Below are 8,569 nucleotides of genomic sequence, written 5' to 3'. Positions count from 1 at the left end.
CGCAGAGGCGCGGAGAACGCAGAGGAAGGCTTTATGCATTCAGTTCTCCGCGACCTCTGCGCCTCTGCGACCTCCGCGTTCATTCCCGTAGCGTACCTCCGTCCCACATGATCGGGAATGGCTGGCGCTTTTCCAATTGAGGGGTACACGCACCATAATGCTGCCACAGACCTGAACCGCCGGAGTGAGAACCCGTGAGCAAGACCCCGCCTCTGGTGCTGGTGGATGGATCCTCGTACCTGTACCGCGCCTTCCATGCCCTGCCGCCGCTGACCAACTCGAAGGGGGAACCCACGGGGGCCGTGTACGGGGTGGCGAACATGCTGCGCAAGCTGCTCAAGGACTACGAACCCGAGCACGTGGTCGTGGTGTTCGATGCCAAGGGCAAGACCTTCCGGGACGAGCTCTACCCCGAGTACAAGGCGACCCGTCCGCCCATGCCGGACGAGCTGGTGGCCCAGGTGGAACCGCTGCACGAGCTGGTCAGGGCCATGGGCCTGCCCATGCTGGCGGTGCCGGGTGTGGAGGCGGACGACGTGATCGCCACCCTGGCGCGCCAGGGGCGGGAGCACGGCCTGGACGTGGTGATCTCGACCGGCGACAAGGACATGGCCCAACTGGTGGAGCCGGGCGTGACCCTAGTGAACACCATGACAGATACGAAGATGGATGAGGCGGGTGTCGAGGAGAAGTTCGGCGTGCCGCCGGAGCGCATCGTGGACTACCTCGCGCTGATCGGCGATACCGTGGACAACGTACCCGGCGTGGACAAGGTGGGGCCCAAGACCGCGGTGAAATGGCTGGACGCCTACGGCACCCTGGACGGGGTCATGGAGCATGCCGACGAGATCAAGGGCAAGGTGGGCGAGAACCTGCGCGCCGCACTGGAACATCTGCCCCTGTCCCGGGAACTGGTCACGGTGCGCCGGGACGTCGCGCTGGACGTCTCGCCCGAAGACCTGCGCCTGGCCGAGCCGGACAGGGAGACGCTGAGGGAACTGCTTGCGCGTCTTGAGTTCCGCACCTGGCTCAAGGAGCTGGAGTCGGGCGAGGGCGACGTGGAACCCGCCGGCGCGAACCCCGTGTCGGCACAAGCTTACGAGACCATACTCGACGAGAAGGCCCTGGTCGCCTGGCTCAGGCGCCTGGAGGCGGCGGACCTGTTCGCCTTCGACACGGAGACCACCAGCCTGGACTACATGCAGGCCGAGGTGGTGGGCGTCTCCTTTGCCGTGCAGACGGGCGAGGCCGCCTATGTGCCGCTTGCCCACGATTACGCCGATGCACCGAAGCAACTGCCGCGGGACGAGACCCTGGAGCGCCTCAAGCCCCTGCTGGAGAGCCCGAAGCACAGGAAGCTGGGCCATCACCTGAAGTACGACCGCAACGTGCTGCTTAACCACGGGATCGAACTGGGCGGCATCGCCCACGACACCATGCTGGAGTCCTACGTGCTGAACAGCACGGCCAGTCGTCATGACATGGACACTCTGGCGGAGAAGTATCTGGATTACCGCACCACCCATTACGAGGAGGTGGCCGGCAAAGGGGCGAAACAGATCCCCTTCTCCCAGGTACGCATCGAGGATGCCACCCCCTATGCGGCCGAAGATGCGGACATCACGCTGCGTCTGCATGAACACCTGTGGCCGCAACTGGAGGCGGAACCGGGCCAGTGCCGGGTGTACCGGGAGATCGAGATGCCCCTGGTGCCCGTGCTCTCGCGCATGGAGCGCACCGGGGTCAAGGTGGACGCCGAACGCCTGTTCGCCCAGAGCCATGAGCTCGCCGAACGCATGGGCCAGATCGAGCGGCAGGCCCATGAGGTGGCCGGCGGCGCCTTCAACCTGGGCTCGCCCAAGCAGATCCAGGAGATCCTGTTCGAGCGCCAGAAGCTGCCGGTCGTTCGCAAGACCCCCAAGGGGCAACCGTCCACGGCGGAGGACGTGCTGGAGCAGCTGGCCCTGGACTATCCGTTGCCCAGGCTCATCCTGGAGCACCGCTCGCTGTCCAAGCTCAAGTCCACGTACACGGACAAGCTGCCGGAGCGTATCGATCCGGACACGGGCCGGGTGCACACCTCCTACCACCAGGCCGTGGCCTCCACCGGGCGGCTGTCCTCCTCGGACCCGAACCTGCAGAACATCCCCATCCGCACCGAGGAGGGTCGGCGCATCCGCCAGGCCTTTGTGGCCCCCGAGGGACGCCAGCTGTTGGCGGCGGACTACTCCCAGATCGAACTGCGCATCATGGCGCACCTGTCCGGGGACGGCGGTCTGCTCAAGGCCTTCGCCGAGGGTCAGGACATCCACCGGGCCACCGCCGCCGAGGTCTTTGGCGTGACTCTGGGGCAGGTTACCGGCGAGCAGCGCCGGGCCGCCAAGGCCATCAACTTCGGGCTGATCTACGGGATGTCCGCCTTCGGCCTGGCCCGCCAGCTGGGTATCGAGCGGGGCGACGCCCAGGACTATGTGGACCGCTACTTCACCCGTTATCCCGGGGTGAAGGACTACATGGAATCCACCCGGGAGCAGGCGCGCGAACGGGGCTACGTGGAGACCCTGTTCGGCCGCCGCCTGTACCTGCCGGACATCAACGCCCGCAACGGCCAGATCCGTGCCCAGGCGGAGCGGGTGGCCATCAACGCCCCCATGCAGGGCACCGCCGCAGACATCATCAAGCGGGCCATGATCCAGGTGGATCAATGGATTCGCGAATCACAAATCCCGGCGGTGATGATCCTGCAGGTGCACGACGAACTGGTGCTGGAAGTGGACGATGACGCCGTGGACGACGTGCGTGAGGAACTCTGCCAGCGCATGTCCGGGGCCGCCGAGTTGAAGGTGCCCCTGGTGGTGGACGCGGGCGTCGGAGACAATTGGGATGCCGCACATTGAGTGAGAGTAATTAACGCAGAGGCCGCAGAGGACGCGGAGGTGTTTTTGATAAAGAATCTCTGCGTCCTCTGCGCCTCTGCGGCCTCTGCGTTATCCGACGCGACCCGAACCCGGGAGACCTCCCGGCCCGACGGGCAGCTACGTGACGATCCGTGATTCCCCGACAGGGCAAAAAAAAGCCCCGGCTGGCGCCGGGGCTCAATAAAGGCTCAACTTGGGGGAGTCTGAGCCATCCACCCGCTCAGGGAGGGAAGCGGGGAAGCGCCGGGCTACAGCGCTTGTTAATTATGACTCACGGCCCTCCAAAAAGTTCTCCGGGAGACCACCGGACATCAGAAACGTGAAGTAGTCCCAATATCCCCTGCGACGACTATAACAATTGGCCTCGTACACGGGGCATCATCTCCCCCAATTTTTTGAAATCCTTCACATTTTCTGAGTCAGGTTGCCTCGAGCAGCGGGACAGGGGAAACCTTGGGTCCGGCTGCCGTGTCTCATCATTCAAGCGCTGTAGCCCGGCGCTTTCCCGCTTCCTCCCCTGAGCGGGAGCGGTTCGGATGTTCCCCCCAGCATTCGAGCCTCTATCATCCCCGGCGACAGACCAACCTCCCCGAACGGTCGCCGGGGATTTTTTTCGTCCCCAAGGAGTGCACTTACACGTTCTGAGTGGATTGCGCCGGCAGCAGGGCGCGGATCTCCGGGAGACAGGAGCCACAGCCGGTCCCGGCCTGCAGCGCGGCGCCGACCGCCTCCACGCTGCCCAGTTGCCGCAGGCGGATCGTCTCTTTCAGGGTGTTGAGGCCCACGCCGAAGCAGGCGCACACGGTGGGGCCGCTCTCTGCGCCGCCGGCCGGCCGGCCGGCCAGCAATGCCGCGCGCGCGGCCTCCGGGAGCGCCGCCCCGACGAACAGGCCCCCCAGCCAGTCCCGGGGCGGCAGAGTGTGGTCAGGGCCGACGAACAGCGCCGCCCGCAGGCGACCCGCGACGACCCGGGCGGCCCGGTAGGTGCCCCCGCCCGGATCGTCGAATTCCAGCCACTCGCCGACCCGGCCCAGCTGCCGGCGTCCCCAGTCATGCCAGTCGGGTGCCTCTGACCGGCCGGCCAGCTCCAGGCGCCAGTGCCCCGCCGCGCGGGTCCGGACCCAGTAGTCCGCCTCCGGCGGGGCGGGCACGGGCTCCCCTGTGAGGAGGAAGGCGTGCCACCGGCCCGGCCAGGGCCGAATGGCCACGGGGGTGTGCTTGAACTCGGGCTGCCCGGAGACGGGATCGGTGATCGGCGCCACGAGCGCCCCGACGCGGGCGCTGCCCGCGTGGCAGTCGTTCCAGTGGATGGGCACGAAGACGCTGCCCGGCCGCTGGGCCCGGCTCACGCGGGCACGCACCAGCACGTGGCCCCGGGGACTCTCCACCCGCACCAGCATGCCGTCGGCCAGACCCGCCGCCCGTGCATCGTCGGGATGAATCTCCGCCACGGGCTCGGGCAGGTGGGTGGTCAGTCGCGCGGTGCGCGCGGTGCGCGTCATGGTGTGCCACTGGTCCCGGGTACGTCCGGTGTTGAGCACCAGGGGCCACTGCCCGTCGGTGGCGGTTGCCGGCAGCCCGGGCACGACGGGCAGCAGGCGCCCCCGCGCGCCGGGGTGGCGGAAGCGTCCGTCCCCGAACAGGCGCGCCGTCCCCTCGGGCCGCTCCTGCGTCACCGGCCATTGCACGGGCGCGAGCGCCGCGTAGCCCTCGGCGTCCAGCGGCGCGAGAGCGGAGATGTCGAAGGCACGGTTGCCCCCGTTGTCCAGCCCGGAAAGTCGGGCATGCTCGCGGAAGATCTCCGCGGGGGATTCGTAGGCGAAGGCCCCCCCGAACCCCATGCGGCGCGCCACCTGGCAGATGATCCACCAGTCGGGTCGGGCGTCACCGGGCGGTTCAGTGAAGGCGCGCTGCCGGGAGATGCAGCGCTCCGAGTTGGTGACTGTACCCTCGCGTTCACCCCAGGTGGCGGCGGGCAGGCGCACGTGGGCCTGCCGAAGGGTGTCGGTGTCGGCCATGCAGTCGGAGACCACCACCAGTTCGCACCGGCCGAGTGCCGTGCGCAGGGTGTCCGCATCGGGCATGCTGACCATAGGGTTGGTGCCCATGATCCACAGGGCCTTGATGCGTCCACCGCCCACCGCCCGAAAGAGGTCCACGGCCTTGAGCCCGGGGCGGGAGGCCATGTTCGGCGCATTCCAGAATCGACCCACCCGCATCACGTGTTCGGGGTCGTCAAAGCCCATGTGGGCGGCCAGTTGCGTGGCAAGCCCTCCCACCTCCCGCCCGCCCATGGCGTTGGGCTGGCCCGTGAGGGAGAAAGGCCCCATGCCCGGGCGGCCGATGCGGCCGGTGGCCAGATGCACGTTGAGGATGGCGAGCACCTTGTCGACGCCGCTGGCGGACTGGTTCACCCCCTGTGAAAAAAGCGTGACGGTGCGCTCTTGCGCGGCGAAGAGCCGGAAGAACCCGGCCACGTCCTGCTCCGGGAGCCCGCAGCGGAGCGCGGTTTCGGGGATCGAGCCGCAGCTCTCGCGGGCCGCCTCGAGGGTGGCCGCAAAGCCTTCCGTGTGTGCCTCGATGTACGCCCAGTCCAGCGCGTCGTGGCGGCGCAGGTGGTTGAACAGGCCGGTGAACAGAAAGGCATCGGTGCCCGGGCGCAGGGGCAGGTGCAGGTCCGCCAGCTCGCAGGTGGCGGTGCGCCTCGGGTCCACCACCACCACGCGCATCTCCGGGCGCGCCTCCCTGGCGGCGGCGAGGCGCTGGAAGAGTACGGGATGAGTCCAGGCGGCATTGGAGCCCACCAGCACCACCAGGTCGGCCAGTTCCGGATCCTCGTAGCAGCCCGGGACCGCATCCTCCCCGAAGGCCTGCGTTTGCGCAGCCACGGGCGTGGACATGCAGAGCCGCGAGTTGGTGTCGATGTTGGCCGAGCCGATGAAGCCCTTCATCAGCTTGTTGGCCACGTAGTAATCCTCGGTCAGCAACTGGCCGGAGACGTAGAAAGCCACGGCGTCCGGGCCATGCGCGTCGATCACGCGCCGGAATCCCGCGGCCACGGCGTCCAGGGCCTCGTCCCAGCCAACGGCACGCCCGCCGATCACCGGCCTGAGCAGACGCCCTTCCTCCCCGAGGGTCTCGCCCAGCGCGGCCCCCTTTGAGCACAGGCGTCCCCGGTTGGCGGGATGTTCCGGGTCGCCGCGTACCCTGAACCCCCCGACGGTGCGCTCCACCAGCACCCCGCAGCCCACGCCGCAGTAGGGGCAGGTGGTGCGCACCGGCGTGCGGGGGGCCACATCGCGGCCCATGGTGTCAGGCGCCCGCGGCACAGCGAGGCGCCGGCTGCGCCGTCGCGGCCAGGCCCAGGAACACGCGCCCGGCCTCGATGCGCACCGGGTAGGTGTCCGTGCAGCCGGTGTCGGGGCCCGTCGCCTCGCCGCTGTCCAGGCTGATCACCCAGTTGTGCAGCGGGCAGGTGACGCGGTTGCCGTGCACGATCCCCTGGGACAGGGGCCCGCCCCGGTGAGGGCAGGCGTCGCGCAGGGCGAACACGCGGTCATCCGAGGTGCGAAAGACCGCCAGGTCGCCCCGGGAAGTGCGCACCACCCGGGTACCGAGCCGCGGGATCTCCTCAAGTTCACCCACGTCGATCCAGTTCATTTGTGCCTCCTTCATTCAGGCGATCTCCCTGACCGGCAGGAACTCCGCCGTTCCGGCGCCCTGCGTCCGTTCCGCCCACGGGTCCACCTGGGCGTGGCGCTGGGATTCCAGGAAGCGGGCGTGCAGGGCACGGCGCCCCTCGGCGTCGTCGACCACCCGTGACTTCACGTAGCCGAGTCCCACCCGTTCGATCCAGGGCGCGGTGCGTTCAAGATAGCGGGCCTCCTCGCGGTAGAGCTGCATGAAGGCGCCGCAGTAGGCCTCCACCTCCTCGGGCGTGTCCACCTTGCAGAGGAAATCGGTGGCACGCACCTTCACGCCGCCGTTGCCGCCCACGTGCAGTTCCCAGCCCGATTCCACCGCCACCACGCCGAAGTCCTTGATGGTGGCCTCGGCGCAGTTGCGCGGGCAGCCCGAGACCGCCATTTTGAACTTGTGCGGCGTCCAGGAACCCCAAGTCATCTGCTCCAGCCGGATGCCCATGGCGGTGGAATCCTGGGTGCCGAAACGGCACCACTCGGAACCCACACAGGTCTTCACGGTGCGCAGTGCCTTGCCGTAGGCATGGCCGGAGACGAACCCGGCGCGGTTCAGATCCGCCCACACGGCGGGCAGGTCCTCCTTCTTCACCCCCAGCAGGTCGATGCGCTGGCCGCCGGTGAGCTTTACGGTGGGCACCTGGAACTTTTCGGCCACCTCCGCGATGGCGCGCAGCTCCGAAGGTGTCGTCACGCCGCCCCAGATGCGCGGCACAACCGAGTAGGTGCCGTCCTTCTGGATGTTGGCGTGGGCACGCTCGTTGATGAAACGGGACTGGCTGTCGTCGCGGTACTCGCCGGGCCAGGCGCTCAGCAGGAAGTAGTTGATCGCCGGGCGGCACACGTGGCAGCCGTCGGGGTTCTTCCAGTCCAGTGCCTCCATGACCTCGGGGATCGACTTGAGCTGCTGTTCGCGGATGGTGGCGCGCAGTTCGTCCTGCGTGTGGACGGTGCAGCCGCACAGCCCCTTCTTCGCCGGCGCCTCCGAATAGTCCCCCCCGAGTGTGGTGGCGAGCAGCGCCTCCACCAGGCCGGTGCAGGAGCCGCAGGAGGCGGATGCCTTGGTGTGCGCGCGCACGTCCTCCAGTGTGAACAGCTTCTGCTCCGTGATGGCGCGCACGATCTCGCCCTTGCACACGCCGTTGCAGCCGCAGACCTCGGCGTTGTCCGCCATGGCCCCTGCGCGGCCCTTGTGGTCACCGTGTCCCGCGTCGCCCAGATGCGCCTGTCCGAAGAGCAGGGTGTCGCGGATGTCCGAGACGGGGGTGGCGTCGCGCATGAGCTGGAAGTACCAAGGGCCGTCCATGGCATCGCCGTAGAGCACCGCCCCGCGGATACGTCCCTCATGCAGCACCAGCTTCTTGTACACGCCGCGCCCGGCGTCCGTGAAAACCATCTCCTCGGTTCCCGGGCCGCCGGCGAAATCCCCGGCGGAGAACACGTCGATGCCCGTGACCTTGAGACGCGTGGACGTGATCGAGCCCTCGTAGCGCCCGATGCCGAACTCCGCAAGATGATTGGCGCATACCTTGGCCTGCTCGAACAGCGGCGCCACCAGCCCGTAGCACTGGCCCCGGTGCTGGACGCACTCGCCCACCGCGTAGATGCGTGGATCGAAGGTCTGCAGGGTGTCGTTGACCACCACGCCCCGCTCGCAGTGCAGCCCCATGTCCTTTGCGAGCCCCGTGTTGGGGCGGATGCCCACCGCCATCACCACCAGGTCCGCGGGGATCTCGCTGCCGTCCTTGAAGCGCACGGCGCGCACCCGCGACTTGCCTGGCCCGCTCATCTCACCACCGTTCGTAGCGAGGGCGTCGAGATGCCGCTGTGACGGGGCGCGCGGATCGGAAGGCGGCGCAGGCGTAGTCGACACTACGTCAAGCCGGCTGGAGGGAGCACGCCCCGTCACAGCGTGCAGATCGGCGGGCGCAGTAGAAGGGTGGTGAGATATGC

4 protein-coding genes are annotated in these 8,569 nt (G+C 68.2%); 1 reads left to right on the top strand and 3 read right to left on the bottom strand.

Features of this window, described 5'->3' with window-relative positions; translation table 11 throughout:
- The first annotated feature begins 194 nt into the window (after window positions 1–194).
- Complete coding sequence (gene polA / locus B1C78_RS04395; RefSeq protein WP_077277936.1) at window positions 195–2,897, top strand: DNA polymerase I; 2,703 nt, start codon at window positions 195–197, stop codon at window positions 2,895–2,897.
- A gap of 653 nt (window positions 2,898–3,550) precedes the next feature.
- Here the strand turns inward: polA and B1C78_RS04390 are convergent.
- The 3 genes from B1C78_RS04390 to nirB all read right to left on the bottom strand — a co-directional run.
- Entirely contained in the window at window positions 3,551–6,226 is a 2,676-nt protein-coding gene (locus tag B1C78_RS04390) for a nitrate reductase (protein ID WP_077277937.1), read from the bottom strand.
- Between the two features lie 4 nt (window positions 6,227–6,230).
- Entirely contained in the window at window positions 6,231–6,578 is a 348-nt protein-coding gene (nirD, locus tag B1C78_RS04385) for a nitrite reductase small subunit NirD (RefSeq protein WP_077277935.1), read from the bottom strand.
- A gap of 15 nt (window positions 6,579–6,593) precedes the next feature.
- A partial coding sequence (gene nirB / locus B1C78_RS04380) for a nitrite reductase large subunit NirB (protein ID WP_139349803.1) occupies window positions 6,594–8,569 on the bottom strand: 1,976 nt, incomplete at its 5' end.

Source organism: Thioalkalivibrio denitrificans, from assembly GCF_002000365.1.
Lineage (GTDB): Bacteria > Pseudomonadota > Gammaproteobacteria > Ectothiorhodospirales > Ectothiorhodospiraceae > Thioalkalivibrio_A > Thioalkalivibrio_A denitrificans.
This window is presented reverse-complemented; position numbering and strand designations above follow the sequence as displayed.